We start from the raw sequence: 24,959 nt of genomic DNA, 5'->3' as shown, positions 1-24,959 counted from the left end.
GCCCGGCATGGGGAGTGTGCCCATGCTCCGGCGCCGGACGTCGTTGACAGGGAGAAACCTCCGCCCTGCCGCCCGCGCTACTCCAGCGCAGGACCACCACGTCTCACCCGCGCACGAGACCGCTGCACGGGCCGCCCTTCAAGTCGGAAGACTGCGCCCGGGAGCCGGGGCGTCTTCGCGGAAGGATTCAAACAGTATAGCAATCAACCGCGGGCAAAACCGCCGCCGCGCGAGCCACCCTTGAGGTTGGCCTTCTTCAACAGGCTTTCGTACTGGTGCGACATCAGGTGCGCCTGGATCTGCGCGATGAAGTCCATCACCACCACGACCGCGATCAGCAGCGAGGTGCCGCCGAAGTGGAACGAGGTGCCGAGCTGGGCACGCATCACTTCCGGCAGCAGGCACACGATCACCAGGTACACCGAACCGGCCGCGGTCAGGCGGGTCAGCACGCCGTCCACGTAATCGGCAGTGGCCTTGCCCGGACGGATGCCCGGAATCAGCGCGCCGGACTTCTTCAGGTTGTCCGCAGTTTCCTGCGAGTTGAACACCAGCGCGGTGTAGAAGAACGCGAAGCCGATGATCAGCGCAGCGAACACGATCATGTGCACCGGTTCACCCGGGCCGAGCGCATTGGCGATGCGCTGCAGCACGCTGCCGAAGGTGCTGTTGGAGGCAGCCTGGCCCGACCACATCGACAGCGTCGCCGGGAAGGCGAGGATGCTCGAGGCGAAGATCGGCGGGATCACGCCGGCCATGTTGAGCTTCAGCGGCAGGAACGAGGTCTGGTTCATGTACGCGTTGCGGCCGCCCTGGCGGCGCGCGTAGTTCACCGTGATCCGCCGTTGTCCGCGCTCGACGAACACCACGAACAGGGTGAAGGCGAGGATAGTCAGCACGATCAGCAGCAGCGCGATGAAGCTCATGTTGCCGTCGCGGAAGGCCTCGACGGTCTGGATCGCCGCCGCCGGCAGGCCGGCGACGATGCCGGCGAAGATGATCAGCGAGACGCCGTTGCCGATGCCACGCTCGGTCACCTGCTCGCCGACCCACATCAGGAAGATGGTGCCGGCGGTCAACGCGATCACCGCGGTGAGCACGAAGCCCATGCCGGGGGCGTACACCACCGGCGCGCCGCCCGGTGCGGTCTGGTTCTGCAGCGCCAGGGCGATACTGCCGCCCTGCACCACCGCCAGCAGCACCGCGCCGATGCGCGAATACTGGGTGATCTTGCGCCGGCCCGACTCGCCTTCCTTCTGCATCGCCTTCAGCGACGGAAAGATGTGCGTGGCCAGCTGGATCACGATCGATGCCGAGATGTACGGCATCACGTTCAGCGCGAAGATGCTGAAACGGTGCAGGGCGCCGCCCGAGAACATGTTGAACATGTCCACGATGCCGCCGCCCTGCGCCTGCATCAGCGCAAGCATGGCTTCGGGATTGACGCCCGGCACCGGCACGTAGCAGCCGATGCGGTAGACGATCAATGCGCCGATGACGAACAACAGGCGCTGGCGAAGTTCCGTGAACTTGCCGAGCCCGCCGCCGAGATTCCCCATGCCAGCCTGCGCCATCTGCGTGTTACTCCTGCACGCTGCCGCCGGCAGCTTCGATTGCCGCCTTGGCACCGGCGGTCGCGGCAACGCCCTTCAGCACGAACTTCTTGGTCAGTTCGCCCTTCAGGACCACCTTGGCCTTCTTCGCGGTGCTCGGGACCAGCTTCGCGGCGCGCAGCGCGGCGAAATCGATCTCGCCGGCCGGCAGGTTGTCGAGCTGGTAGGACAGCACTTCGGCGGTGTCCTTGGCCATCTTCGAACGGAAGCCGATCTTCGGCAGACGGCGCTGCATGGGGGTCTGGCCGCCTTCGAAGCCGGCCTTGATCTTGCCGCCGCCCTTGCGCGCGAACGAACCCTTGTGGCCGCGGCCGGCGGTCTTGCCCAGGCCGGAACCGATGCCGCGACCGACGCGGGTGCGCTCGGTGCGCGCGCCCGGCGCGGGCTTCAGATCATTCAGATGCAAAGTCATGGTCGATTACTCCTCAACCTGGACGAGGTACTGAACCTTGTTGATCAGGCCGCGCACTTGCGGGCTGTCCTTCAGTTCGCGCACATCGTTGAGCTTGTTCAGGCCCAGGGCACGCACCGAAAGGCGGTGACGCGACTGGGTACCACGCAGGCCGCGCACCAGGCGCACCTTGACGGTCTTGGTGGATTCATTAGCCATGGGTCAGATCCTCCACCTTCTTGCCGCGCTTGGCCGCGATGCGGGCCGGCGACTGCATGTCTTCCAGGCCGCGCAGGGTGGCGCGCACCAGGTTGATCGGGTTGCGCGAGCCGACGGCCTTGGCCAGCACGTTCTTCACGCCCACCGCTTCCAGCACGGCGCGCATCGCGCCGCCGGCGATCACGCCGGTACCTTCCGAGGCCGGCATCATGAACACGCGCGCCGCACCGTGGCCGGACTTCACCGGGTGCCACAGGGTGCCGTTGTTCAGATCGATGTTGAGCATGCCCTTGCGCGCATACTCCATCGACTTCTGGATCGCGACCGGCACTTCGCGCGCCTTGCCGTAACCGAAGCCGATCTTGCCGTTGCCATCGCCGACCACGGTCAGCGCGGTGAAGGTGAACTGGCGACCGCCCTTGACCGTCTTGCTGACGCGGTTGACCGCGACCAGCTTCTCGATCATGCCGTCGTCGACTTTCTCTTCGCGGTTGCGGTCGCGATCACGACCCCGCGGTGCACGCTGTTCTTCAGCCATTGTGATGTCCTTGATAGAGGAAAAGATTTACGGCTTCGGTGCCGCTTGTGGTTGTGGTCTGGAGCCGTGTTCCCCGGGCGCGCGCAGAAGGCGCGCCAAGGTCCGATGCAGCCCGCATCGGCGGGACGGGCGCGGCATCGCCGCGTCCGCAAGGATCAGAACTGCAGGCCGCCTTCGCGCGCGGCGTCGGCCAGCGCCTTGATGCGGCCGTGGTAGCGGTAGCCCGAACGGTCGAAGGCGACCTTCTCGACGCCCGCGGCCTTGGCGCGCTCGGCGATCAGCTTGCCGACCTTGGCGGCGGCGTCGCTGTTCTTGCCGTTCTTCAGGCCGTCCTTGACGTCGGCCTGCAGGGTGTTCGCCGCGGCGAGGACCTTGGAGCCGTCGGCGGTGAAGACCTGCGCGTACAGGTGCTGGCCGGTGCGCAGCACCGACAGGCGGGCGACGCCGAGCTCGCGGATGTGGGCGCGGGTCGACTTGGCGCGACGCAGGCGGGCGATGTTCTTGTTGATGCTCATGGTATGTGTCCTAGGAAAGCTGAAGGGGAACAGGCTTTTGCATTGAAGAGTCCGGCCATGGATGGCCGGGCTCCTCGCAGAAGGACCTGCCTTAGGCCTTCTTGGCTTCCTTGCGAATGATGGCTTCACCGGCGTACTTCACACCCTTGCCCTTGTAGGGCTCCGGCGGACGGAAACCGCGGATCTTGGCGGCGACTTCGCCGACGCGCTGCTTGTCGGCGCCCTGCACCAGGATCTCGGTCTGGGTCGGAGCGGCCAGGGTGATGCCTTCCGGCGCGCTGAACACGATCGGGTGCGAGAAACCGAGCGCCAGGCTCAGGTCCTTGCCCTGCATCGTGGCACGGTAGCCGACGCCCACCAGCTCGAGCTTGCGCTCGAAGCCCGCGGACACGCCCTGCACCATGTTCGCCAGGATGGCGCGAACGGTACCGGTGATGGCGATGTGCGACGGATCGTTCGCCGACAGCGTGGCGACACCGTTTTCCTGCTTGATTTCGACGCCGGCCGGCTTCGGCAGCGACAGGGTGCCCTTCGGGCCCTTGACGCTGACCTGATCGGCCTGGACGGTAAGTTCGACGCCCTTCGGGAGGGAGATCGGCTTCTTGGCTACGCGGGACATGTGAGTGCTCCTTCCCTTAGGCCACGAAGCACAGGACTTCGCCACCGACGCCGGCCTGACGGGCCTGCGCATCGGTCATGATGCCCTTGGACGTGGAAATGATGGCAACGCCCAGACCGCCGAGAACCTTCGGCAGCTCGGTCTTGCCGCGATACTGGCGCAGACCCGAACGCGAAACGCGCTTGAGCGTATCGATGACCGGACGGCCCTCGAAATACTTCAGCACGATTTCCAGTTCGGACTTGTTGTTTTCGATCGCGTTGACGCGCAGATCGCTGATGTAGCCTTCGGCCTTCAGCACTTCCGCGATCGCAACCTTGATCTTGGAGGACGGCATCTTCACCGTCGGCTTGCCAACCGCGGCCGCATTCTTGATGCGGACCAGCAGGTCGGCGATGGGATCAGTCATGCTCATGGTGTCTACCTTTGAGTGCACCGATATCCGCTTTCGCGAAAATCTTGTGGTGGAGCGGTGGAATGACGCAGGGGGTGAAGCGCGCAGCCGCCGGAGGAACCCGCGGCGGCTGCCATACCCGTCCCTGCCGCGAGGCAAGGAGCGGGAGTATACGACAAAAAGTCCGACTTGCGTCGGACTCGTTGTCTGAACGACACGCGGGCGGCTGGACCGCCCTGCCCGGCCCCGCAGACGGGACCGGTGCCGCTGGATTTACCAGCTGGCCTTGCGCAGGCCCGGAACGTCGCCGTTCATGGTCGCCTTGCGCAGCATGTTGCGGCCCAGGCCGAACTTGCCGTACACGCCACGCGGGCGACCGGACAGTTCGCAACGGGTGCGCTGGCGGCTCGGCGACGAATCGCGCGGCAGCTTCTGCAGTTTGGTCACGGCCTCGGCCTTCTCGTCGTACGAGGCGGTGCCGGAGGCGATGATCTTCTTCAGCGCATCACGCTTGTCGGCGAACTTCTTCGCCAGCTTCTTGCGCTTGATGTCGCGGTTGACCATGGAGGTCTTTGCCATCAGTAAATCCTCGGGATTCGAGAGTGGGGATTGGAGATTTCCAGAATCCGGGATGTACCGGGCGCAGCGCCCTTCCATCCCGAATCCCGAATCCCGAATCCCGGCTGTCAATCAGTTACGGAACGGGAACTTGAACGCTTCGAGCAGCGCCTTGGCTTCGGCGTCGGTCTTGGCGGTGGTGGTGATGGCGATATCCATACCGCGGATCGCGTCGACGGCGTCGAAGTCGATTTCCGGGAAGATGATCTGCTCCTTCACGCCCATGTTGAAGTTGCCGCGGCCGTCGAACGAACGCCCCGAGACACCACGGAAGTCGCGCACGCGCGGCAGCGAGATGTTGATCAGGCGGTCCAGGAACTCGTACATCTTGGCGCGACGCAGCGTGGTCTTGCAGCCGATCGGCCAACCATCGCGGATCTTGAACGAAGCCACCGAGATGCGCGACTTGGTCACCACCGGCTTCTGGCCGGAGACCTTGGCCATGTCGGCGACGGCGTTTTCCAGGATCTTCTTGTTCGTCGCGGCTTCGCCCACGCCCATGTTCAGCGTGACCTTGACCAGCTTCGGCACTTCCATCGGATTGGTGTAACCGAACTTCTTCATCAGAGCCGGTACCACTTCTTCCTTGTAGATCTTTTCGAGACGGGAAGTCATTGTGTCATTCCTCAGGCGTCGAGCGCCTCACCGCTGGAGCGGAACACACGCAGTTTGCGTCCATCCTCCAGCACCTTGAAGCCAACGCGGTCGCCCTTGCCCGTGGCCGGGTTGAGGATCGCAACGTTGGAAATATGGATCGACGCTTCGCGCTCGACCACGCCACCGGCGACGCCCGCCTGCGGGTTCGGCTTGGTGTGGCGCTTGACGATGTTCGCGTTGGAGACGACCACGCGGTCGCCGTCGACGCGGACGACTTCGCCCTGCTTGCCCTTGTCCTTGCCGGTGGTGACGACGACCTGGTCGCCCTTCTTGATACGGTTAGCCATGTGTATGTCCTCCGCTCACAGCACTTCGGGAGCGAGCGAGACGATCTTCATGAACTTCTCGGAACGCAGCTCGCGGGTCACAGGCCCGAAGATGCGCGTACCGATCGGCTCCTGCTTGTTGTTGAGCAACACCGCGGCGTTGCCATCGAAGCGGATCAACGAACCGTCCGGACGACGCACGCCCTTGCGGGTACGCACGACGACGGCGTCGTAGACTTCGCCCTTCTTGACCTTGCCGCGCGGAATCGCGTCCTTGACGGTGACCTTGATGATGTCGCCAATGTGCGCGTAGCGGCGCTTGGAGCCGCCGAGCACCTTGATGCACATCACTTCCTTGGCACCGGAATTGTCGGCGACGTCGAGGTAGCTCTGCATCTGGATCATGATTCAGATCTCCCTTATTCGGCCGCGCGGGTGACGATTTCCACCACCCGCCAGTTCTTGGTCTTGGACATCGGCGCAATCTCGGTCACGCGCACGACATCGCCTTCGTTGCAGGCGTTGTCGGCATCGTGGGCGTGGAGCTTGGTCGAGCGCTTGATGTACTTGCCGTACAGCGCATGCTTGACCTGACGCTCCACCAGCACGGTGACGGTCTTGTCCATCTTGTTGCTGACCACACGGCCTTCGACCGTGCGCAGCGTCTTGCTTTCGTTATTGTCGCTCATCGCGGCCATCCTTACTTCGTGCTGCCGAGCAGGTGCTTGACGCGAGCGATCTCGCGGCGCACCCGGCGGGTTTCGTGAGTCTTCGGCAGCTGCCCGGTGACCTGCTGCATGCGCAGGGCGAACTGCTCCTTGCGCAGATCGGTCAGGTGGGCCTTCAGATCGTCGGCCGACTTCTCGCGGAGTTGTTTGATGTCCATCAGCGTACCGTCCGGGTCACGAAGGTGGTGGTCACCGAAAGCTTGGCAGCGGCCAGGCGGAACGCCTCGCGCGCGACATCTTCGCCGACGCCTTCGATTTCATAGATCATGCGACCGGGCTGGATCTGCGCGACCCAGTACTCGACGTTACCCTTACCGGAGCCCATTCGCACTTCGATCGGCTTCTTGGTGATCGGCTTGTCCGGGAACACGCGGATCCACATCTTGCCGCCGCGCTTGACGTAGCGGCTGATCGAGCGGCGCGCCGCCTCGATCTGGCGCGCGGTCAGCTGACCGTGCGCCGTGGCCTTCAGCCCGTACTCGCCGAAGCTGACGGCGTTTCCGCTCCACGCCAGGCCGTCGTTACGACCCTTGTGCATCTTGCGGTATTTGGTTCGCTTGGGTTGCAACATTGCCGTTACCTCGCTTCACGGGCCGGACGCGACGGACGGTCGCCACGGTCGCCGCGATCGTTACGATCGTTGCGCGGGGAATCGTCCTGCTTTTCCTGGCCAACCTGGGAGAAATCGAAGATCTCGCCCTTGTAGATCCAGACCTTGATGCCGATGATGCCGTAGGTCGTCTTGGCTTCGGCGAAGCCGTAGTCGATGTCGGCACGCAGCGTGTGCAGCGGCACGCGGCCCTCGCGGTACCACTCGGAACGGGCGATTTCCGCACCGTTCAGACGGCCGGCGACGTTGACCTTGATGCCCAGGGCACCCAGGCGCATCGCGTTGCCGACCGAGCGCTTCATCGCGCGGCGGAACATGATGCGACGCTCCAGCTGCTGCGCGATCGACTCGGCGACCAGCTGCGCGTCCAGTTCCGGCTTGCGCACTTCGGTGACGTTGATGTGGGCGGGGACGCCCATCATCTCGCTCACTTCCTTGCGCAGCTTCTCGATGTCCTCACCGCGCTTGCCGATCACCACGCCCGGGCGGGCGGTGTGGATCGTCACGCGCGCGGTCTTGGCCGGACGCTCGATCAGGATCTTGCTGATGCCCGCCTGCGCCAGCTTCTTGCGCAGCATTTCCCGGACCTTGAGGTCGGCTGCCAGGTAACCGGCGAACTCGGCCTTGTTGGCGTACCACTTGGAATTCCAGTCCTTGGCGATACCCAGGCGGATTCCGATCGGATGAACTTTATGACCCATCGTCTTTTCCTTTCCGCTTACTTGGCGGCGCCCACAACCACAGTGATGTGGCTGGTGCGCTTGAGGATGCGGGTACCGCGGCCTTTCGCCCGCGCCATGAAACGCTTCAGGGTCGGACCTTCATCAACCATGATGGTCTTGACCTTCAGCTCGTCGACATCCGCGCCTTGATTGTTCTCGGCATTGGCGATCGCCGACTCCACCACCTTCTTGATCAGGTGGGCAGCCTTCTTGTCCGAGAACTTCAGCAGGTTGACCGCCCGCTCGGCGGAAAGACCACGGACCTGGTCGGCGACCAGGCGGGCCTTCTGCGGGGAGATGCGCGCGGTGCGCAGGATTGCTTTCGCTTCCATCGTCATCTCTCCTTACCGGCCCGACTTCTTGTCGCCACCGTGACCCTTGAAGGTCCGGGTGACGGCAAATTCGCCGAGCTTGTGGCCGACCATGTTCTCGTTGACCAGCACCGGAACGTGGTTCTTGCCGTTATGCACGGCGATGGTGAAACCCACCATCTCCGGCAGGATCATCGAGCGACGCGACCAGGTCTTGATCGGACGCTTGCTACCGGCCGCGGCCTCCACCTTCTTGACGAGGTGGTGATCGACGAACGGGCCCTTCTTGAGTGAACGTGCCATGGTCGATTAGCCCCTACGATCGCGGACGATGAATTGTTCGGTGCGCTTGTTATGGCGCGTCTTGTAACCCTTGGTCGGGACACCCCACGGGGTGACCGGATGCGGATTACCCTGACCGGCCTTCGCCTCACCACCACCGTGCGGGTGGTCGACCGGGTTCATGGCCGCACCGCGAACGGTCGGACGCACGCCGCGCCAGCGCTTGGCGCCCGCCTTGCCCAGCTTCTCGAGGTTGTGCTCGTCGTTGCCGACTTCGCCGATGGTGGCGCGGCACTCGGACGGCACCTTGCGCATTTCGCCGGAGCGCAGACGCAGGGTGGCGTAGATGCCTTCACGCGCGACCAGCTGCACCGCGGCGCCCGCGGCACGCGCGATCTGCGCGCCCTTGCCCGGCTTCAGCTCGATCCCGTGGACGGTGGTACCGACCGGGATGTTGCGCAGCGGCAGGGTGTTGCCGGTCTTGATCGGCGCATCCGAACCCGCGATCACCTGATCGCCGGCCTTCAGGCCCTTCGGCGCGATGATGTAGCGGCGCTCGCCGTCGGCGTAGCACAGCAGGGCGATATGGGCGGTGCGGTTGGGATCGTATTCGATCCGCTCCACGCGCGCCGGGATACCTTCCTTGTTGCGCTTGAAGTCGATGACGCGGTAGTGCTGCTTGTGGCCACCGCCGACGTGGCGGGTGGTGATACGGCCGTGGTGGTTACGACCACCGGACTTGCTCTGCTTTTCCACCAGTGCAGCGTGCGGGGCGCCCTTGTGCAGATCGGGCGTGACCACGCGCACGGCCGAACGACGGCCTGCGGAGGTGGGCTTGAATTTCATCAATGGCATGGGATGTACCTCAGGCCTTGGCCGTTACGTCGATGGACTGGCCTTCGGCCAGACGCACGTACGCCTTGCGCCAATCGCCGCGACGACCGCTGCGCGAACGGAAGGACTTGTTCTTGCCCTTGACGTTCAACACGTTGACCGACTCGACCTTGACGTCGAACAGCTGCTCGACCGCGGCCTTGACATCGGCCTTGGTGGCTTCGTTCGAAATCTCGAAGACGTACTGATTGGAGAGTTCCTGCAGGCGCGCGGTCTTTTCGGAGACACGCGGAGCGCGCAGCACGCTGAAGATTTTTTCGTTGCTGCTCATGCCAGCCACTCCTCGACCTTCTTGACCGCATCGGCGGTGATCACGACCGTATCGGCCCCGACCAGCGACACCGGATCCAGGCCCTGCACGTCGCGCACTTCCACGTAGGGAAGGTTGCGGGCGGACAGGTACAGATGCTCGGACGCTTCTTCGGTCACGATCAGCGGGCGCTTGCCCACTTCCAGACCCTTCAGCTTCTCGACCAGGCCCTTGGTCTTGCTGGCCTCGACGTCGAACGCGTCGACGACCATCAGGCGGCCCTGGCGGTTCAGTTCCGAGAGGATCGCGCAGATGGCCGCGCGGTACATCTTGCGGTTGACCTTCTGCTCGAAGCTGCGCGGCTTGGCCGCGAAGGTCACGCCACCGCCGACGAAGATCGGAGCGGTCAGCGCGCCGTGGCGAGCGCCACCGCCCTTCTGCTTCTTCGACTTCTTGGTGGTGCCGTTGACTTCCGAACGCGTCTTCTGCGCCTTGGTGCCGGCGCGGCCGGCGTTGCGATAGGCGACGACGACCTGGTGGACCAGATCCTCGCTGAAATCGCGGCCGAACACGGCGTCGGAGACCGAGACCTTGTTGTTGCTACCCGTGATAACGAGTTCCATCGTCATCTCTCCTTATGCCTTGCTAGCCGGACGCACGATCACGTCGCCACCGGCAGCGCCAGGCACAGCGCCGCGAATGGCGATCAGGCCACGCTCGACGTCGACCTTGACCACTTCCAGATTCTGCGTGCTCTGCTGCACCGCGCCCATGTGGCCGGACATCTTCTTGCCCGGGAAAACGCGACCCGGGGTCTGGCGCTGACCCAGCGAACCCGGCGCGCGATGCGACAGCGAGTTACCGTGGGTGGCATCGCCCATGCGGAAGTTGTGCCGTTTGATGGTGCCCTGGAAGCCCTTACCCTTGGTGACGCCCTGCACGTCGACCTTCTGGCCGACGGCGAAGATGTCCGCCTTGATTTCGCCGCCGACGGCGAACTCGCCCAGCTGCGCGTCCTCGACGCGGAACTCCCACAGGCCGCGACCCGCTTCGACCTTCGCCTTGGCGAAATGGCCGGACGCCGGCTTGTTGACCAGCGCGGCGCGACGGGCGCCCACGGTGATCTGCACGGCGCTGTAGCCGTCGGCTTCGACGGTCTTGAGCTGGGTGATGCGGTTCGGGGTCGCTTCGATCAGGGTGACCGGGATGGAGCGGCCGTCTTCGGTGAAGACGCGGCTCATGCCGGCCTTGCGGCCCACGAAGCCCAACGAATACTTCTTCGTCATGGTCGTAGTCCTCAGGTCAACTTGATCTGGACATCGACGCCAGCCGCGAGTTCGAGCTTCATCAGCGCGTCCACGGTCTTGTCGTTGGGGTCGACGATGTCGAGCACGCGCTTGTGCGTGCGGGTCTCGTACTGGTCACGCGCGTCCTTGTCGACGTGCGGGGAAACGAGGATGGTGTAGCGTTCGATCTTGGTCGGCAGCGGGATCGGGCCACGCACTTGCGCGCCGGTCCGCTTGGCTGTCTCGACGATCTCGCTGGCCGAACGGTCGATCAAACGATGATCGAACGCCTTCAGCCGAATCCGGATCTTTTGGTCCGCCATGACGGTGGGTTCCTTCGTTAAAAGAGCGACGGGCAAGGCCTCTGGGATACCTGCCCCGGTTGTTTCCTGATGTCGTACCGCAGAGCATCCGGCTCGGCGGGGGCATTCCTCCGCCCCAAAAACTGGGGCAGACCAGTCGACCCGGCCTGCCCAGACGGAAAAGTATAATGCGCAGCTAGAGCAGCGTCAACAACCCGGGGCTGTTGAGTGCTCCATGCGACGCGACCTTCCCGGTCCTGCGAACACGAGCGGCGTCCTGCCTCTCTTTTCGCTGTCTTACCGGCGCCCTACCCAGGAACGCCGAGCCGCGCATTATAGCGACGACTTCACGCCTCCGCAACACCACGGCGCCGCAAATCGCAAGATTTCTGCATGGCCCGAAACGACGAAGGGCCGGCATGCGCCGACCCTTCGCGATGCCGGCGACCGCAGTCGCTGGCGATGTGACCGGCGGCCTGCGCCGCCGAGGGCATTACTTGATGATCTTGGCCACCACGCCGGCGCCGACGGTACGGCCACCTTCGCGGATCGCGAAGCGCAGGCCTTCGTCCATCGCCACCGGGTTGATCAGCGTCACCACCATCTTGACGTTATCGCCCGGCATCACCATTTCCACGCCTTCCGGCAACTGCACCGCACCGGTGATGTCGGTGGTACGGAAGTAGAACTGCGGACGGTAGCCCTTGAAGAACGGGGTGTGACGGCCGCCCTCGTCCTTCGACAGCACGTACACCTCGGCTTCGAACTCGGTGTGCGGCTTGATCGAACCCGGCTTGCACAGCACCTGGCCGCGCTCCACGTCGTCACGCTTGGTGCCGCGCAGCAGCAGGCCCGCGTTGTCGCCCGCCTGGCCCTGGTCCAGCAGCTTGCGGAACATTTCCACGCCGGTCACGGTGGTCTTCTGCGTGGCACGGATGCCGACGATTTCGATTTCGTCGCCCACCTTGATGATGCCGCGCTCGATACGGCCGGTCACCACGGTGCCGCGGCCGGAGATCGAGAACACGTCTTCCACCGGCATCAGGAACGGCTTGTCCACGTCGCGCTGCGGCTCCGGGATGAACGAATCCAGCGCGTCCACCAGCTTCAGGATCGCCGGCACGCCGATCTCGCTCTGGTCGCCTTCCAGCGCCAGACGGGCCGAGCCGTGGATGATCGGGGTGTCGTCGCCCGGGAAGTCGTACTTGCTCAACAGCTCGCGCACTTCCATCTCGACCAGCTCGAGCAGCTCGGCGTCGTCGACCATGTCGGCCTTGTTCAGGAACACCACGATGTGCGGCACGCCGACCTGGCGCGACAGCAGGATGTGCTCGCGGGTCTGCGGCATCGGGCCGTCAGCGGCCGAGCACACCAGGATCGCGCCGTCCATCTGCGCCGCACCGGTGATCATGTTCTTGACGTAGTCCGCGTGACCCGGGCAATCCACGTGCGCGTAGTGGCGCGTCGGGGATTCGTATTCCACGTGGGCGGTCGAGATCGTGATGCCGCGCGCCTTCTCTTCCGGCGCCGCGTCGATCGCGTCGTACGCCTTGAACTCGCCGCCGAAGCGCTCTGCGCCGATCTTGGTCAGCGCCGCGGTCAGCGTGGTCTTGCCGTGGTCGACGTGACCGATGGTGCCGACGTTGACGTGCGGCTTGGTGCGCTCGAACTTACCCTTTGCCATGTCTTCTTTACCTCGTGATTCGTATTGGGGGACGAGAGAGCGGGATGCGGCGCGGATCGAGTCCGCGGCACGCATCCCGTCGCTCTAATCTCAGTTCTTCTTGATGACCGAGTCGGCGATGTTGGCCGGCGCTTCGGCGTAGTGGTCGAACTCCATCGAGAAGGTGGCGCGACCCTGCGACATCGAGCGCAGCGTGGTGGCGTAGCCGAACATTTCGCCCAGCGGCACCATCGCGTTGATCACCTTGCCCGACGGGCTGTCGTCCTGGCCCTGCAGGATGCCGCGACGACGGCTCACGTCGCCCATCACGTCGCCCAGGTAATCCTCCGGGGTGACGATCTCGACCTTCATGATCGGCTCCAGCAGCACCGGGTTGGCCTTGTTGAAGCCTTCCTTGAAGCCCATCGAGCCGGCGATCTTGAACGCCATTTCCGACGAGTCGACGTCGTGGTACGAACCGTCGATCAGGCGCACCTTGACGTCCACGATCGGGTAGCCGGCCATCACGCCGTTGGCCACCGCCTCCTGGATGCCCTTGTCCACCGCCGGGATGTATTCCTTCGGCACCACGCCGCCGACGATCGCATTCTCGAAGGTATAGCCCTGGCCGCGTTCCTGCGGCTCGATCTCGAGCACGACGTGACCGTACTGGCCCTTACCGCCGGACTGACGCACGAACTTGCCTTCCTGCTTGACCGCCTTGCGGATGGTCTCGCGGTAGGCCACCTGCGGCTTGCCGACGTTGGCCTCGACGTTGAACTCGCGCTTCATGCGGTCGACGATGATTTCCAGGTGCAGCTCGCCCATGCCGCGGATGATGGTCTGGCCGGACTCTTCGTCGGTGTTGACGCGGAACGAGGGATCTTCCTGCGCCAGACGGCTCAGCGCGATGCCCATCTTTTCCTGGTCGGACTTGGTCTTCGGCTCGACCGCCATCGAGATCACCGGCTCCGGGAACACCATGCGCTCCAGGGTGATGATGTGGTCCTGCGCACACAGCGTGTCGCCGGTGGTGACGTCCTTCAGGCCCACCGCCGCAGCGATGTCGCCCGCGCGCACTTCCTTGATCTCTTCGCGGTTGTTGGAGTGCATCTGCAGGATGCGACCCACGCGCTCCTTCTTCGACTTGACCGGGTTGTACACCTGGTCGCCGGAGTTCAGCGTGCCCGAGTAGACGCGGAAGAAGGTCAGCGAGCCGACGAACGGGTCGGTCATGATCTTGAACGCCAGCGCCGAGAACGGGGCGTTGTCGGTGGCCGGACGGCTGTCTTCCTTCTCGTCTTCGTCGATGCCCTTGACCGGCGGACGGTCGCTGGGCGACGGCAGCAGCTGGATCACGCCGTCGAGCATGGCCTGCACGCCCTTGTTCTTGAACGCGGTGCCGCAGTACACCGGCACCACTTCCACCTTCAGGGTGCGCTCGCGCAGACCGCCCAGGATCTCGGCCTCGGACAGGTCGCCCTCGTTGAGGTACTTGTCCATCAGGTCTTCGTTGGCTTCGGCCGCGGCCTCGACCATGAACGCGCGCGCTTCGGTGGCCTTGTCGACCAGGTGCGCGGGGATGTCACGGTATTCGAACACGGTGCCCTGCGAGGCGGTATCCCAGTGGATCGCCTTCATCTTGACCAGGTCGACCACGCCCTCGAAGCCGTCTTCGGCGCCGATCGGCACCTGCATCGGCACCGGGTAGGCGCCCAGGCGGGCCTTCAGCTGCTCGACGACCTTATCGAAGTTGGCGCCGGTGCGGTCCATCTTGTTGACGAACGCCAGACGCGGCACCGCGTACTTGTTGGCCTGACGCCACACGGTCTCGGACTGCGGCTGCACGCCGCCGACCGCGCACAGCACGAACACCGCGCCGTCGAGCACGCGCAGCGAGCGCTCGACTTCGATGGTGAAGTCCACGTGCCCGGGGGTGTCGATGATGTTGAAGCGGTGCTGCGGCATGGACTTGTCCATGCCGGTCCAGAACGCGGTGGTGGCCGCGGAGGTGATCGTGATGCCACGCTCCTGCTCCTGCTCCATCCAGTCCATCGTCGCGGCACCGTCATGCACCTCGCCGATCTTGTGGCTGACGCCGGTGTAGAACAGGATGCGTTCGGAGGTGGTGGTCTTGCCGGCATCGATGTGAGCCATGATGCCGAAGTTGCGGTAACGCTCGATGGGAGTGGTACGGGCCACAGGGAGCCTCTCAAATTTCTTGGATTTCGGATGGCCGAACGCCGCCTTGCGGCGGCCTTCGGATTTGTGCCACGCACAACGGCGCGGCTAGCGGCACTCAGATGGTGCCAGCGGGCCCCGTTTCCAAGGCCCGGAAGGTCACCAGCGGTAGTGCGCGAACGCCTTGTTCGCTTCCGCCATGCGGTGAGTCTCTTCGCGCTTCTTGATGGCGCCGCCACGGTTTTCCGAGGCGTCGACCAGCTCGGCCGCGAGCTTGCGCGGCATCGAGTTCTCGCCACGCTTGCGCGCCGAGTCGATCAGCCAACGCATCGCCAGCGCCATGCGACGGGAGGAACGCACCTCGACCGGCACCTGGTAGGTGGCACCGCCGACGCGGCGGGACTTGACTTCGACCGCCGGAGCGACGTTGTCCAGCGCCTTCTGCACCAGCTCGATGGCGTTGGGGTTCTTCTCGCCGATCACGTCCATCGCGCCGTACACGATCTTTTCGGCGACCGACTTCTTGCCGCTCAGCATCACCATGTTGATGAAGCGGGCGATGGTTTCGCTCCCGTGCTTGGGATCCGGGAGAACGGCGCGCTGCGGCGTATTACCTTTACGAGACATGTGTACTTTCCCTTAGCTCTTCGGGCGCTTGGCGCCGTACTTGGAACGACCCTGGCGACGCTTGGCGACGCCGGCGGCGTCGAGCGAACCGCGCACGGTGTGGTAGCGCACGCCCGGCAGATCCTTGACGCGGCCGCCGCGGATCAGGACCACGGAGTGCTCCTGCAGGTTATGGCCTTCGCCGCCGATGTAGCTGATGACCTCTTCCTGGTTGGTCAGGCGCACCTTGGCGACCTTGCGCAGGGCCGAGTTCGGCTTCTTCGGGGTGGTGGTGTACACGCGCGTGCAGACGCCACGGCGCTGCGGGCACTTGTCCAGCGCCGGAGAGGCGCTCTTGTAGGTGGTCGCCTGCCGCGGCTTGCGGACCAGCTGGTTGATCGTCGCCATCAGTGGATTCTTCTGATTGAGGCCGTCGGGCCTGGATGCGTGAAAACGAAGGCAGGCCGAAGGACGGCCTGCCGAGACAGGAAAGTATAGCGGGCAAGTCAAAGCGCCGTCAACACAACGGAATTTTTACTTGCTGGCCCATCCGGGGCCGGAATACGGGGCGCTTCCGCTGCGCCCCCTTTCGCGTGGTAGACCGGCCCCGCGGGCGGGACCGGTCCGGCGTGTTGCTTACTCTTCGCTGCCGGCAGCCGCCGGGGCGGAGGTCTCGACCGCCGGCTCGGCGCTGCCGCCGGACAGGGTCTGCATCTCCGACTCGGTCAGGCCGCTGGCGTTGCGGCGGCGCGTGTTGTGGTACGCCAGGCCAGTACCGGCCGGGATCAGGCGACCCACGATCACGTTTTCCTTCAGGCCGCGCAGCGTGTCGCTGGTGCCGCGGACCGCCGCCTCGGTGAGGACGCGGGTGGTCTCCTGGAACGACGCGGCCGAGATGAACGACTCGGTCGCCAGCGACGCCTTGGTGATGCCCAGCAGCACCGGCTCGTACTTGGCCGGCAGCTCGTTGCGGGTCGCCAGGCGGGCGTTCTCCTCGATGACGCGCTGGCGCTCGGCCTGCTCGCCGTTGAGGAACTTGCTGTTGCCCTGGTCGGTGATCTCGACCTTGCGCAGCATCTGCCGGGTGATGACCTCGATGTGCTTGTCGTTGATCTTCACGCCCTGCAGGCGGTACACGTCCTGGATTTCCTTGACCAGGTACGCGGCCAGCGGCTCGACGCCCAGCAGACGCAGGATGTCCTGCGGGCTCGGCTCGCCGTCCACCACGGTTTCGCCCTTGGCCACGTGCTCGCCTTCGAACACGATGATCTGGCGGTACTTCGGGATCAGCTCTTCGTGCTCCGACCCGTCGGTGTCCTTGATGATCAGGCGCTGCTTGCCCTTGGTGTCCTTGCCGAAGCTGATGATGCCCGAACGCTCGGCCAGGATCGCCGGATCCTTCGGCTTGCGCGCTTCGAACAGGTCTGCCACGCGCGGCAGACCACCGGTGATGTCGCGGGTCTTGGACGCTTCCTGCGGGATCTTGGCGACCACGTCGCCCACGCCGACCGGCGCGCCGTCCTGCAGGTTGACGATCGAGCGCGGCGGCAGCAGGTACTGCGCCGGCAGATCGGTGCCCGGGATGGTCAGGTCGTTGCCCTTGGCGTCGACGATGCGCACGATCGGGCGCAGGTCCTTGGCCTGGGTGCCGCGACGCTTCGGATCGGTGATCTCGCGCGAGGCCAGGCCGGTCAGTTCGTCGGTCTTCTCGATGACGGTGACGCCGTCGATGAAGTCGATGAAGCGGATGAAACCGGCCACTTCCGACACGATCGGGTGGTTGTGCGGATCCCAGTTCGCCACCGACTGACCGGCCTTGACCGCATCACCGTCCTTGGCGGTGATGGTGGCGCCGTACGGCAGCTTGTAGCGCTCGCGCTCGCGGCCGTGGCCGTCGAGCACCGACAGTTCGCCCGAACGCGACACCGCCACCAGCGAGCCGTTGGCGTGCTCGACCGACTTGAGGTTGTTGAACTTGATCGAACCGGTGGTCTTGACCGTGATGTTGTCCACCGCCGCCGCACGCGAGGCCGCGCCGCCGATGTGGAAGGTACGCATGGTCAGCTGGGTACCCGGCTCGCCGATCGACTGCGCGGCGATGACGCCCACCGCTTCGCCGATGTTGACCAGGTGGCCACGAGCCAGGTCGCGGCCGTAGCAGCGCGCACACACGCCGAACGCCGATTCGCAGGTGATGGTCGAGCGGACCTTGACCGACTGCACGCCGGCCTCTTCCAGCTTGGCCACCCACTGCTCGTCGAGCAGGGTGTTGCGGGTGACGATCGGATCCTCGTCGTTGCCCGGCAGGAACACGTCCTCGGCCACCACGCGGCCGAGCACGCGGTCGCGCAGCGGCTCGACCACGTCGCCGCCTTCCACGATCGGGGTCATGGTCAGGCCGTCGGTGGTGCCGCAATCGGGCTCGGTGATCACCACGTCCTGCGCCACGTCGACCAGGCGGCGGGTCAGGTAACCGGAGTTGGCGGTCTTCAGCGCGGTATCGGCCAGACCCTTACGGGCACCGTGGGTGGAGTTGAAGTACTCCTGCACGTTCAGGCCTTCGCGGAAGTTCGCCTTGATCGGCGTCTCGATGATCGAACCGTCCGGGCGGGCCATCAGACCGCGCATGCCGGCCAGCTGACGGATCTGCGCCTGCGAACCACGCGCGCCGGAGTCGGCCATGATGTACAGCGAGTTCATCGACTTCTGGTCGATGGTCTCGCCCTTGGCGTTGACCACCTTCTCGGTGCCGATGGTGTCCATCATCGCCTTGGCGATGCGCTCGTTGGTGCGCGACCAGATGTCCACGACCTTGTTGTAGCGCTCGCCGGCGGTGACCAGACCGGACTGGTACTGCTCCTGGATCTCCAGCACTTCCTGCTCGGCTTCGCCGAGGATGCCCTTCTTCTCCGACGGGATCAGCATGTCGTCGATGCCGATCGACACGCCGGCGCGGGTGGCGTAGGCGAAGCCGGTGTACATCAGCTTGTCGGCGAACACGACGCTGTCCTTCAGACCCAGCTGACGGTAGCTGGAGTTGATCAGGCGGCTGATGTTCTTCTTGGTCAGCTCGGTGTTGGCCAGCGCGAACGGCAGGCCTTCCGGCAGGATTTCGGCCAGCAGCGCGCGCCCGATCGTGGTGTCCACGATCGAGGCCTTCTTGGTGCGGTTGCCGTCCTCGTCGATCACCGTCTCGGTGATGCGGACCTTGACCTTGGCGTGCAGTTCGACCGCACGGTTGTCGTAGGCGCGCTTCACTTCGGCGATGTTGGCGAAGACCATGCCCTCGCCCTTCTTGTTCTCCAGCGCGCGGGTCATGTAGTACAGACCCAGCACCACGTCCTGCGACGGCACGATGATCGGCTCGCCGTTGGCCGGCGACAGGATGTTGTTGGTGGACATCATCAGCGCGCGCGCTTCCAGCTGCGCTTCCAGCGACAGCGGCACGTGCACGGCCATCTGGTCACCGTCGAAGTCGGCGTTGAACGCGGTGCAGACCAGCGGGTGCAGCTGGATCGCCTTGCCTTCGATCAGCACCGGCTCGAACGCCTGGATGCCCAGACGGTGCAGGGTCGGCGCACGGTTCAGCAGCACCGGGTGCTCGCGGATCACCTCTTCCAGGATGTCCCAGACCTCGGCTTCTTCGCGCTCGACCAGCTTCTTGGCGGCCTTGATGGTGGTGGCCAGGCCTCGACGCTGCAGCTTGGCGAACACGAACGGCTTGAACAGCTCCAGCGCCATCTTCTTCGGCAGGCCGCACTCGTGCAGGCGCAGGGTCGGGCCGACCACGATCACCGAACGGCCGGAGTAGTCCACGCGCTTGCCGAGCAGGTTCTGGCGGAACCTGCCCTGCTTGCCCTTGATCATGTCGGCCAGCGACTTCAGCGGGCGCTTGTTGGTGCCGGTGATGGCACGGCCGCGGCGGCCGTTGTCCAGCAGCGCATCGACCGATTCCTGCAGCATGCGCTTTTCGTTGCGCACGATGATGTCCGGCGCGTTCAGCTCGAGCAGGCGGCGCAGGCGGTTGTTGCGGTTGATGACGCGGCGGTACAGGTCGTTCAGATCGGAGGTCGCGAAGCGGCCGCCGTCCAGCGGCACCAGCGGACGCAGATCCGGCGGCAGCACCGGCAGCACGGTCATCACCATCCACTCCGGACGGTTGCCGGACTCGATGAAGGCCTCGATCAGCTTGATGCGCTTGGTCAGGCGCTTGAGCTTGGTTTCCGAACCGGTGCTGGCGATCTCTTCGCGCAAGCGGGTCATTTCCGACTGCAGGTCGATGGTGCGCAGCAGTTCGTACACGGCCTCGGCGCCCATGGCGGCGTCGAAGTCGTCGCCATGCTCCTGGCGCGCAGTCAGGTACTGCTCTTCGGTCAGCAGCTGGCGGCGCTCCAGGGCGGTCAGGCCCGGCTCGGTCACCACGTAGGCTTCGAAGTACAGCACGCGCTCGATGTCGCGCAGGGTCATGTCCAGCATCAGGCCGATGCGCGAGGGCAGCGACTTCAGGAACCAGATGTGCGCGACCGGCGAAGCCAGGTCGATGTGGCCCATGCGCTCGCGGCGCACCTTGGCCAGGGTCACTTCAGTGCCGCACTTCTCGCAGACCACGCCGCGGTGCTTCATGCGCTTGTACTTGCCGCACAGGCACTCGTAGTCCTTGATCGGGCCGAAGATGGCGGCGCAGAACAGGCCGTCGCGCTCGGGCTTGAAGGTGCGGTAGTTGATGGTTTCCGGCTTCTTCACTTCGCCGAAGGACCACGAACGGATCAGGTCCGGCGAGGCCAGCGCGATCTTGATCGCGTCGAAGTCCAGCGTCTGGCGCTGCTGGTTGAAGAGGTTGAGCAGGTCTTTCATTTGATTTCTCCGGGAATCGGGAATAGCGAATAGGGAATCGTTGGAAGCGGAGAGGCGGGACAGGAAACGCCGGCGGCCTGTGGGCAAACGCCCGGGCGGTTTCCTAGTCCCGACTCCTCATTCCCTGCCCTCAGTCTTCCAGTTCCATGTTGATCGCCAGCGAGCGGATTTCCTTCACCAGCACGTTGAAGGACTCCGGCATGCCGGCGACCATCTCGTGCTCGCCGTCGACGATGTTCTTGTACATCTGGTTGCGGCCCTGCACGTCGTCGGACTTCACCGTCAGCATTTCCTGCAGGGTGTAGGCCGCGCCGTAGGCTTCCAGCGCCCAGACTTCCATTTCGCCGAAGCGCTGGCCGCCGAACTGCGCCTTGCCGCCCAGCGGCTGCTGGGTGACCAGCGAGTACGGGCCGGTGGAGCGCGCGTGCATCTTGTCGTCGACCAGGTGGTTCAGCTTCAGCATGTGCATGTAGCCGACCGTGGTGTGGCGATCGAACGCCTCGCCGGTGCGGCCGTCGTACAGCTGGGTCTGGCCGCTGATCGGCAGGTCGGCGAGTTCGAGCATGTGCTTGATCTCGGCCTCGGTCGCACCGTCGAACACCGGGGTGGCCATCGGCACGCCGTCGGTCAGGTTCTTCGACAACGCCAGCAGTTCCGCGTCGCTGAACTGGTCCAGATCCACGCGGTCCTCGCCCAGCTTCTGGTCGTGGTTGTAGATCTGCGCCAGGAACTTGCGCAGGTCGGCCACCTTGGCCTGGGCCTCGAGCATGTTCTGGATCTTGCGACCCAGGCCCTTGGCGGCCCAACCCAGGTGCACTTCCAGCACCTGACCGATGTTCATACGCGACGGCACGCCCAGCGGGTTCAGCACGATGTCCACAGTCTCGCCGTTGGCCATGTACGGCATGTCCTCGATCGGCTGGATCATCGACACGACACCCTTGTTGCCGTGGCGACCGGCCATCTTGTCGCCGGGCTGGATGCGGCGCTTCACCGCCAGGAACACCTTGACCATCTTCAGCACGCCCGGGGCGAGGTCGTCGCCGGCGGTGATCTTGCCGCGCTTGTCGGCGAAGCGACGCTCGAACTCCTTCTCGTGCGCCTGGATCTGCTTCTGCGCGCGCTCGATCGCCTCGGAGGCGTCCTCGTCCTTCATGCGCAGCGCGAACCAGTCGGACTTCTTCAGACCGTCCAGGTAGGCGTCGCTGATGGTGTCGCCCTTCTTCAGGTTCGGACCGCCGTTGGCGACCTTGCCGATCAGCTGGCCACGCAGACGCGCATAGATCGCGCTTTCCAGGATGCGGAACTGGTCGTCGAAGTCCTTCTTGACCCGCTTGATCTCGTTTTCCTCGATCTGGCGGGCGCGCTTGTCCTTCTCGATGCCGTCGCGGGTGAACACCTGCACGTCGATGACGGTGCCGTCCATGCCCGGCGGCACGCGCAGCGAGCTGTCCTTCACGTCGGAGGCCTTCTCGCCGAAGATCGCGCGCAGCAGCTTCTCTTCCGGGGTCAGCTGGCTCTCGCCCTTCGGCGTGACCTTGCCGACCATGATGTCGCCGGCGCGCACTTCCGCACCGATGTACACCACGCCGCTCTCGTCCAGACGGTTCAGCGCCTGCTCGGACACGTTGGGGATGTCGGCGGAGATTTCCTCCGGCCCCAGCTTGGTGTCGCGCGCCACGCAGGTCAGCTCTTCGATGTGGATCGTGGTGTAGCGATCCTCTTCCACCACGCGCTCGGAAAGCAGGATGGAGTCTTCGAAGTTGTAGCCGTTCCACGGCATGAACGCGATCAGCATGTTCTGGCCCAGGGCCAGCTCGCCGATGTCGGTCGAGGGGCCGTCGGCCAGCACGTCGCCGCGCGCGATCACGTCGCCCACGTTCACCAGCGGACGCTGGTTGATGCAGGTGTTCTGGTTGGAGCGGGTGTACTTGATCAGGTTGTAGATGTCGACACCGGCGTCGGTGCCGCCGCCGATCTCGGCCTCGTTGACCTTGACCACGATGCGGCCGGCGTCGATCTGCTCGATCACGCCGCCACGGCGCGCGTTCACGGTCACGCCCGAGTCGCGCGCCACGGCGCGCTCGATGCCGGTACCGACCAGCGGCTTCTGCGCACGCAGCGTCGGCACGGCCTGGCGCTGCATGTTCGCGCCCATCAGCGCGCGGTTGGCGTCGTCGTGCTCCAGGAACGGCACCAGTGCGGCCGCGATCGACACGGTCTGCATCGGCGACACGTCCATGAAGTGCACTTCCGCCGGCGGCTTCAGCAGCGACTCGCCCTGGTAGCGGCACGGCACGAACTGCTCGGTCAGGCGGCTCTTGGCATCGTGCAGCGCGTTGGCCTGGGCGATGACGTACTCGTTCTCCTCGATCGCCGACAGGTACTCGACCTCGTCGGTGATCTGGCCGTCCACGACCTTACGGTACGGCGTCTCCAGGAAGCCGTACTGGTTGGTGCGGGCATACACCGCCAGCGAGTTGATCAGGCCGATGTTCGGGCCTTCCGGGGTTTCGATGGTGCAGACGCGGCCGTAGTGGGTCGGATGCACGTCGCGCACTTCGAAGCCGGCGCGCTCGCGGGTCAGGCCGCCCGGGCCCAGCGCGGAGACGCGACGCTTGTGCGTCACTTCCGACAGCGGGTTGTTCTGGTCCATGAACTGCGACAGCTGCGAGGAGCCGAAGAACTCCTTGATCGCGGCGGCCACCGGCTTGGCGTTGATCAGCTCCTGCGGGGTCAGGCCTTCGGACTCGGCCATCGACAGGCGCTCCTTGACCGCGCGCTCGACGCGGACCAGGCCCACGCGGAACACGTTCTCGGCCATTTCGCCGACCGAGCGCACGCGACGGTTGCCCAGGTGGTCGATGTCGTCGACCACGCCGCGGCCGTTGCGGATCTCGGTCAGGACCTTGATCACGTCCAGGATGTCGGAGCTGTCGCCGTGCTCGGCGACCAGGCGCTTGGACTCCTCGTCGTTGCGCTCGCCGAAGTACTTCTTGTCGTACAGCACCGACTCGCCGGTGACTTCCTTGCGGCCGACACGGCGGTTGAACTTCATGCGGCCGACCGTGGACAGGTCGTAGCGCTCGAAGGTGAAGAACAGGTTGTGGAACAGGTTCTGCGCGGCATCCTTGGTCGGCGGCTCGCCCGGACGCATCATGCGGTAGATCTCGACCAGCGCCTCGAGCTGGGTCTTGGTCGGATCGATGCGCAGGGTATTGGACAGGTACGGACCGCGATCCAGGTCGTTGACCCACAGCGTGCCCACGGCGTCGACGCCGGCCTTGCGGAACGCGGTCAGCTGATCTTCGCTGATCTCGTCGTTGGCGCTGGCCAGCAGTTCGCCGGTCGAGGCGTCGACCACGTCGTGCGACAGGATGCGGCCGACCAGGTACTCGTCGGGCACGGCCAGCGCGGCGATGCCGGAGGCCTCGAGCTGCTTGACGTGGCGCGCGGTGATGCGCTTGCCGGCTTCGACGATGACCTTGTCACCATCGGCCAGGTCGAAGTTCAGGGTCTCGCCGCGCAGGCGCTCGGGCACCAGCTCCAGCTGCACGCCTTCCTTCGGGTCGATGTGGAAGGTGTTGATCTCGAAGAACTCCGAGAGCATCTCCTCGTTCGAGTAGCCGAGCGCGCGCAGCAGGATCGACACCGGCAGCTTGCGGCGGCGGTCGATACGGGTGAACAGCGCGTCCTTCGGGTCGAACTCGAAGTCCAGCCAGGAGCCGCGGTACGGAATGATGCGGGCGCTGTACAGCAGCTTGCCCGAGCTGTGGGTCTTGCCGCGGTCGTGGTCGAAGAACACGCCCGGCGAACGGTGCAGCTGCGAGACGATGACGCGCTCGGTGCCGTTGACGATGAAGGTGCCGTTGTCGGTCATCAGCGGGATTTCGCCGAGGTAGACCTCCTGCTCCTTGACGTACTTGATCGCCTTGGTCGAGGACTCGCGGTCGTAGATCACCAGGCGCACGGTCACGCGCAGCGGCGCGCCGTAGCTCATGCCGCGCTGGCGGCATTCACGCTCGTCGAACACCGGTTCGCCGAGCTTGTAGCCGACGTACTCCAGCGCCGCGTTGCCGCTGTAGCTGGAGATCGGGAACACCGATTTCAGGGCCGCGTGCAGGCCGTGGTCCGAACGCTTGTTCGGGTCGGTGTTCTCCTGCAGGAATTCGCGGTAGGAATCCACCTGGATGGCGAGCAGGAACGGCACTTCGAGGATCGAGCGCTGCTTGCCGAAGTCCTTGCGGATACGCTTCTTTTCGGTGAACGAATAAGACGTCATGAGGTATCACCTTGGCTGATGCGGGCCACGCGTCCGCGGCCCTGAGTGAACATAAATTGTCAGTTGGAAGTCGCTGGTATTGCCGGCACCAGCACGCCTTCTCCCGCTACTTCCAACTACCAACTCGGTGAAGCCGAGATTGGGGATGAGGGGATTCG

Annotated in this window: 28 protein-coding genes; all 28 read right to left on the bottom strand. The window is 64.9% G+C overall.

Annotation, left to right across the window (positions count from 1 at the left end):
• Positions 1-203: 203 nt before the first annotated feature.
• The 28 genes from secY to rpoB all read right to left on the bottom strand — a co-directional run bounded on the left by secY (position 204) and on the right by rpoB (position 24,801).
• The gene (gene secY / locus AC1PK7_RS04255; protein WP_010340452.1) at positions 204-1,574 is read right to left on the bottom strand and encodes a preprotein translocase subunit SecY; all 1,371 of its coding nucleotides are present in this window, start codon (positions 1,572-1,574) and stop codon (positions 204-206) included.
• Positions 1,575-1,581: 7 nt separating this feature from the next.
• Entirely contained in the window at positions 1,582-2,025 is a 444-nt protein-coding gene (gene rplO, locus AC1PK7_RS04250) for a 50S ribosomal protein L15 (RefSeq protein WP_010340451.1), read from the bottom strand.
• Between the two features lie 6 nt (positions 2,026-2,031).
• Entirely contained in the window at positions 2,032-2,223 is a 192-nt protein-coding gene (gene rpmD / locus AC1PK7_RS04245) for a 50S ribosomal protein L30 (protein ID WP_010340450.1), read from the bottom strand.
• On the bottom strand, positions 2,216-2,761 hold the full coding sequence (rpsE, locus tag AC1PK7_RS04240; protein WP_010340449.1) for a 30S ribosomal protein S5: 546 nt from the start codon (positions 2,759-2,761) through the stop codon (positions 2,216-2,218). Before rpsE ends, rpmD begins: the two co-directional genes overlap by 8 nt.
• A gap of 155 nt (positions 2,762-2,916) precedes the next feature.
• Positions 2,917-3,276, bottom strand: a complete 360-nt coding sequence (rplR, locus tag AC1PK7_RS04235; protein ID WP_010340448.1) for a 50S ribosomal protein L18 — start codon at positions 3,274-3,276, stop codon at positions 2,917-2,919.
• Positions 3,277-3,367: 91 nt separating this feature from the next.
• Complete coding sequence (rplF, locus tag AC1PK7_RS04230; RefSeq protein ID WP_017908703.1) at positions 3,368-3,895, bottom strand: 50S ribosomal protein L6; 528 nt, start codon at positions 3,893-3,895, stop codon at positions 3,368-3,370.
• A gap of 16 nt (positions 3,896-3,911) precedes the next feature.
• On the bottom strand, positions 3,912-4,310 hold the full coding sequence (rpsH, locus tag AC1PK7_RS04225) for a 30S ribosomal protein S8 (protein ID WP_010340446.1): 399 nt from the start codon (positions 4,308-4,310) through the stop codon (positions 3,912-3,914).
• A 252-nt stretch (positions 4,311-4,562) separates the two neighbouring features.
• Positions 4,563-4,868: a 30S ribosomal protein S14 gene (gene rpsN, locus AC1PK7_RS04220; protein ID WP_010341607.1), complete on the bottom strand. Its 306-nt coding sequence runs from the start codon at positions 4,866-4,868 to the stop codon at positions 4,563-4,565.
• Positions 4,869-4,979: 111 nt separating this feature from the next.
• Positions 4,980-5,522 (bottom strand): 50S ribosomal protein L5, encoded by a 543-nt coding sequence (gene rplE / locus AC1PK7_RS04215; RefSeq protein WP_010341606.1) that lies wholly within the window; start codon positions 5,520-5,522, stop codon positions 4,980-4,982.
• 11 nt (positions 5,523-5,533) lie between these two features.
• Positions 5,534-5,851 (bottom strand): 50S ribosomal protein L24, encoded by a 318-nt coding sequence (gene rplX / locus AC1PK7_RS04210; protein WP_010341604.1) that lies wholly within the window; start codon positions 5,849-5,851, stop codon positions 5,534-5,536.
• 15 nt (positions 5,852-5,866) lie between these two features.
• Entirely contained in the window at positions 5,867-6,235 is a 369-nt protein-coding gene (gene rplN / locus AC1PK7_RS04205) for a 50S ribosomal protein L14 (RefSeq protein WP_003486699.1), read from the bottom strand.
• Between the two features lie 14 nt (positions 6,236-6,249).
• On the bottom strand, positions 6,250-6,519 hold the full coding sequence (rpsQ, locus tag AC1PK7_RS04200; protein WP_010341599.1) for a 30S ribosomal protein S17: 270 nt from the start codon (positions 6,517-6,519) through the stop codon (positions 6,250-6,252).
• A gap of 11 nt (positions 6,520-6,530) precedes the next feature.
• Complete coding sequence (gene rpmC, locus AC1PK7_RS04195; protein ID WP_010341597.1) at positions 6,531-6,716, bottom strand: 50S ribosomal protein L29; 186 nt, start codon at positions 6,714-6,716, stop codon at positions 6,531-6,533.
• Positions 6,716-7,129 carry a 50S ribosomal protein L16 gene (gene rplP / locus AC1PK7_RS04190; protein WP_003470657.1) on the bottom strand — a complete coding sequence of 138 codons (414 nt, stop codon included), beginning with the start codon at positions 7,127-7,129 and terminating at the stop codon, positions 6,716-6,718. Before rplP ends, rpmC begins: the two co-directional genes overlap by 1 nt.
• Before the next feature lie 5 nt (positions 7,130-7,134).
• Positions 7,135-7,869, bottom strand: a complete 735-nt coding sequence (rpsC, locus tag AC1PK7_RS04185; RefSeq protein WP_010341595.1) for a 30S ribosomal protein S3 — start codon at positions 7,867-7,869, stop codon at positions 7,135-7,137.
• A 17-nt stretch (positions 7,870-7,886) separates the two neighbouring features.
• Positions 7,887-8,222 carry a 50S ribosomal protein L22 gene (rplV, locus tag AC1PK7_RS04180; protein ID WP_003470663.1) on the bottom strand — a complete coding sequence of 112 codons (336 nt, stop codon included), beginning with the start codon at positions 8,220-8,222 and terminating at the stop codon, positions 7,887-7,889.
• Between the two features lie 12 nt (positions 8,223-8,234).
• Positions 8,235-8,504 carry a 30S ribosomal protein S19 gene (rpsS, locus tag AC1PK7_RS04175; RefSeq protein ID WP_010341594.1) on the bottom strand — a complete coding sequence of 90 codons (270 nt, stop codon included), beginning with the start codon at positions 8,502-8,504 and terminating at the stop codon, positions 8,235-8,237.
• Positions 8,505-8,510: 6 nt separating this feature from the next.
• Positions 8,511-9,338, bottom strand: coding sequence for a 50S ribosomal protein L2 (gene rplB / locus AC1PK7_RS04170; protein ID WP_010341593.1), 828 nt, complete (start codon positions 9,336-9,338; stop codon positions 8,511-8,513).
• Positions 9,339-9,348: 10 nt separating this feature from the next.
• Positions 9,349-9,648: a 50S ribosomal protein L23 gene (gene rplW / locus AC1PK7_RS04165; RefSeq protein WP_010341592.1), complete on the bottom strand. Its 300-nt coding sequence runs from the start codon at positions 9,646-9,648 to the stop codon at positions 9,349-9,351.
• Positions 9,645-10,250, bottom strand: a complete 606-nt coding sequence (gene rplD / locus AC1PK7_RS04160; protein WP_010341591.1) for a 50S ribosomal protein L4 — start codon at positions 10,248-10,250, stop codon at positions 9,645-9,647. The genes rplW and rplD overlap by 4 nt, the downstream gene beginning before the upstream one ends.
• Before the next feature lie 12 nt (positions 10,251-10,262).
• Positions 10,263-10,913, bottom strand: a complete 651-nt coding sequence (rplC, locus tag AC1PK7_RS04155; protein ID WP_010341590.1) for a 50S ribosomal protein L3 — start codon at positions 10,911-10,913, stop codon at positions 10,263-10,265.
• 11 nt (positions 10,914-10,924) lie between these two features.
• A complete protein-coding gene (gene rpsJ / locus AC1PK7_RS04150; protein ID WP_010341589.1) occupies positions 10,925-11,236 on the bottom strand; it encodes a 30S ribosomal protein S10 in 312 nt (103 codons plus the stop codon).
• 472 nt (positions 11,237-11,708) lie between these two features.
• Positions 11,709-12,899 carry an elongation factor Tu gene (gene tuf, locus AC1PK7_RS04145; RefSeq protein ID WP_043093035.1) on the bottom strand — a complete coding sequence of 397 codons (1,191 nt, stop codon included), beginning with the start codon at positions 12,897-12,899 and terminating at the stop codon, positions 11,709-11,711.
• A gap of 90 nt (positions 12,900-12,989) precedes the next feature.
• A complete protein-coding gene (gene fusA, locus AC1PK7_RS04140; RefSeq protein ID WP_010341333.1) occupies positions 12,990-15,080 on the bottom strand; it encodes an elongation factor G in 2,091 nt (696 codons plus the stop codon).
• A 138-nt stretch (positions 15,081-15,218) separates the two neighbouring features.
• Positions 15,219-15,686, bottom strand: a complete 468-nt coding sequence (rpsG, locus tag AC1PK7_RS04135; RefSeq protein WP_010341334.1) for a 30S ribosomal protein S7 — start codon at positions 15,684-15,686, stop codon at positions 15,219-15,221.
• Positions 15,687-15,698: 12 nt separating this feature from the next.
• Positions 15,699-16,073: a 30S ribosomal protein S12 gene (rpsL, locus tag AC1PK7_RS04130; protein ID WP_003469157.1), complete on the bottom strand. Its 375-nt coding sequence runs from the start codon at positions 16,071-16,073 to the stop codon at positions 15,699-15,701.
• A gap of 228 nt (positions 16,074-16,301) precedes the next feature.
• Positions 16,302-20,519, bottom strand: a complete 4,218-nt coding sequence (rpoC, locus tag AC1PK7_RS04125; RefSeq protein WP_010341336.1) for a DNA-directed RNA polymerase subunit beta' — start codon at positions 20,517-20,519, stop codon at positions 16,302-16,304.
• Positions 20,520-20,649: 130 nt separating this feature from the next.
• Positions 20,650-24,801, bottom strand: a complete 4,152-nt coding sequence (rpoB, locus tag AC1PK7_RS04120; protein ID WP_010341337.1) for a DNA-directed RNA polymerase subunit beta — start codon at positions 24,799-24,801, stop codon at positions 20,650-20,652.
• Between the last annotated feature and the right edge of the window lie 158 nt (positions 24,802-24,959).

Source organism: Xanthomonas sp. NCPPB 3174 (assembly GCF_056725205.1).
The sequence above is the reverse complement of the archived record's forward strand: the minus strand, read 5'-3'. Positions and strand labels throughout refer to the sequence as shown.

Bases quoted from the DNA above. Each gene is read 5' to 3' on its own strand.
- secY (WP_010340452.1), bottom strand. From the start codon at position 1,574: ATGGCGCAGGCTGGCATGGGGAATCTCGGCGGCGGGCTCGGCAAGTTC.
- rplO (WP_010340451.1), bottom strand. From the start codon at position 2,025: ATGACTTTGCATCTGAATGATCTGAAGCCCGCGCCGGGCGCGCGCACC.
- rpmD (WP_010340450.1), bottom strand. From the start codon at position 2,223: ATGGCTAATGAATCCACCAAGACCGTCAAGGTGCGCCTGGTGCGCGGC.
- rpsE (WP_010340449.1), bottom strand. From the start codon at position 2,761: ATGGCTGAAGAACAGCGTGCACCGCGGGGTCGTGATCGCGACCGCAAC.
- rplR (WP_010340448.1), bottom strand. From the start codon at position 3,276: ATGAGCATCAACAAGAACATCGCCCGCCTGCGTCGCGCCAAGTCGACC.
- rplF (WP_017908703.1), bottom strand. From the start codon at position 3,895: ATGTCCCGCGTAGCCAAGAAGCCGATCTCCCTCCCGAAGGGCGTCGAA.
- rpsH (WP_010340446.1), bottom strand. From the start codon at position 4,310: ATGAGCATGACTGATCCCATCGCCGACCTGCTGGTCCGCATCAAGAAT.
- rpsN (WP_010341607.1), bottom strand. From the start codon at position 4,868: ATGGCAAAGACCTCCATGGTCAACCGCGACATCAAGCGCAAGAAGCTG.
- rplE (WP_010341606.1), bottom strand. From the start codon at position 5,522: ATGACTTCCCGTCTCGAAAAGATCTACAAGGAAGAAGTGGTACCGGCT.
- rplX (WP_010341604.1), bottom strand. From the start codon at position 5,851: ATGGCTAACCGTATCAAGAAGGGCGACCAGGTCGTCGTCACCACCGGC.
- rplN (WP_003486699.1), bottom strand. From the start codon at position 6,235: ATGATCCAGATGCAGAGCTACCTCGACGTCGCCGACAATTCCGGTGCC.
- rpsQ (WP_010341599.1), bottom strand. From the start codon at position 6,519: ATGAGCGACAATAACGAAAGCAAGACGCTGCGCACGGTCGAAGGCCGT.
- rpmC (WP_010341597.1), bottom strand. From the start codon at position 6,716: ATGGACATCAAACAACTCCGCGAGAAGTCGGCCGACGATCTGAAGGCC.
- rplP (WP_003470657.1), bottom strand. From the start codon at position 7,129: ATGTTGCAACCCAAGCGAACCAAATACCGCAAGATGCACAAGGGTCGT.
- rpsC (WP_010341595.1), bottom strand. From the start codon at position 7,869: ATGGGTCATAAAGTTCATCCGATCGGAATCCGCCTGGGTATCGCCAAG.
- rplV (WP_003470663.1), bottom strand. From the start codon at position 8,222: ATGGAAGCGAAAGCAATCCTGCGCACCGCGCGCATCTCCCCGCAGAAG.
- rpsS (WP_010341594.1), bottom strand. From the start codon at position 8,504: ATGGCACGTTCACTCAAGAAGGGCCCGTTCGTCGATCACCACCTCGTC.
- rplB (WP_010341593.1), bottom strand. From the start codon at position 9,338: ATGCCATTGATGAAATTCAAGCCCACCTCCGCAGGCCGTCGTTCGGCC.
- rplW (WP_010341592.1), bottom strand. From the start codon at position 9,648: ATGAGCAGCAACGAAAAAATCTTCAGCGTGCTGCGCGCTCCGCGTGTC.
- rplD (WP_010341591.1), bottom strand. From the start codon at position 10,250: ATGGAACTCGTTATCACGGGTAGCAACAACAAGGTCTCGGTCTCCGAC.
- rplC (WP_010341590.1), bottom strand. From the start codon at position 10,913: ATGACGAAGAAGTATTCGTTGGGCTTCGTGGGCCGCAAGGCCGGCATG.
- rpsJ (WP_010341589.1), bottom strand. From the start codon at position 11,236: ATGGCGGACCAAAAGATCCGGATTCGGCTGAAGGCGTTCGATCATCGT.
- tuf (WP_043093035.1), bottom strand. From the start codon at position 12,899: ATGGCAAAGGGTAAGTTCGAGCGCACCAAGCCGCACGTCAACGTCGGC.
- rpsG (WP_010341334.1), bottom strand. From the start codon at position 15,686: ATGTCTCGTAAAGGTAATACGCCGCAGCGCGCCGTTCTCCCGGATCCC.
- rpsL (WP_003469157.1), bottom strand. From the start codon at position 16,073: ATGGCGACGATCAACCAGCTGGTCCGCAAGCCGCGGCAGGCGACCACC.
- rpoC (WP_010341336.1), bottom strand. From the start codon at position 20,519: ATGAAAGACCTGCTCAACCTCTTCAACCAGCAGCGCCAGACGCTGGAC.
- rpoB (WP_010341337.1), bottom strand. From the start codon at position 24,801: ATGACGTCTTATTCGTTCACCGAAAAGAAGCGTATCCGCAAGGACTTC.